General features: G+C 72.6%; 1 pseudogene. It reads right to left on the minus strand.

Annotation, left to right across the window (positions count from 1 at the left end):
- Positions 1 to 1203: pseudogene (locus ACFWJO_RS37805) on the minus strand (hypothetical protein); the annotation flags it as partial.

Genomic DNA, 1203 nt, shown 5'->3' on the forward strand with positions numbered 1-1203 from the left:
ACCCCACCGGGGCCGAGTGGCCGGCGGCGACGACGGGCGGCGCGTACTCGCCGCCGGTCTCCGCCGCCGTGGAGCGGCGGTGGTGCCGGTACGGCTCGGCCAGGTCGATGCGCACGGAGAACCGGTCCCAGTTGGTGCCCCAGCGCTGCTCGTGCAGGGTCAGCAGGTTGCGGAAGTTCTGGGCGCGCTGGGCGTCCTTCACCGCCGACTCCCACACGGAGGCGCTGGCGTGGTCGTGGCTCGTGGCGACGGCGGCGACCTTCTCCAGCACGAGCGGCACGCCCTCGTCCACGTGGAGGAGGATGTCCTGGCCGACCACCAGGTCCGAGCCGTCCACGGGGCGGCGGATGGGCTCGTGGTGGCCCACCGGCGCCACCTGGCGGGTGCGGGTGGCCACGGCCACGTGGATGCCGGACTGGTTGGTGGCGGTCTCGAGCAGGACGGTCTCGCCGTCGATCTCCCGGGCCTGGACCGGCTCGAGGTGCTGGTTGGCGAGGGTGCGGTCGTCGGAGACGTTGAGGTTGGCCACGCGGCCCTCGATCTTCGAGCGCACCGTGAGGTCCCCGGACCAGTTCTCCGCCACGACGGTCAGCTCGATCGCGGCGAGGTGCCGGTTGGCCAGCGAGGTGAACTGTCGGGTGTGGACCGTGGTGCGCCGGCCCTGCTCGTCCTCGAAGGTCATGGTGCGGGAGAGCACGCCGCGGCGCAGGTCCATCTCCTGGCCGTACTCCACGAGGTTCTCCTCACCCGGCAGCAGCGGGCGGCCGTGGCGCGGGGTCACCACGAGCGGGGTCCAGTCCTGGATGTTGACCATGTGCTCGGTCTCCACGACCCGGCCCTGGACCATCGAGGTCAGCCGGTTGAACACCCCGGCCATGTAGGTGCCGGGGTAGTGGACGGAGGAGATGCGCGTGCCGGGCACGGCGCCGCGGGTGCCCCAGTACCCGTTGGCCAGGGTGGACAGGACCTCGCGGGTGCCCTCGGAGGCCGGGTCGAAGTGGTCCCAGCGCAGCACCCACGCGGGGTCGAACGGGGTGGTGGTGCGGTCCTCCAGATGCAGGGTCCCGTAGTCCTGGACCACCAGGTGGGCGCCGGCCGCCTTGAGCCGGCCCTTGCCGAGCTCGGGTTCGCGGTCCACGCCGATCACGAGGCCGAAGCGGCCGTCCGCGGCGGCCTTCACACCGGAGACGGCGTCCTCGAGGA

The sequence above is a fragment of the Streptomyces sp. NPDC127092 genome (genome assembly GCF_042722475.1).
Lineage (GTDB): Bacteria > Actinomycetota > Actinomycetes > Streptomycetales > Streptomycetaceae > Streptomyces.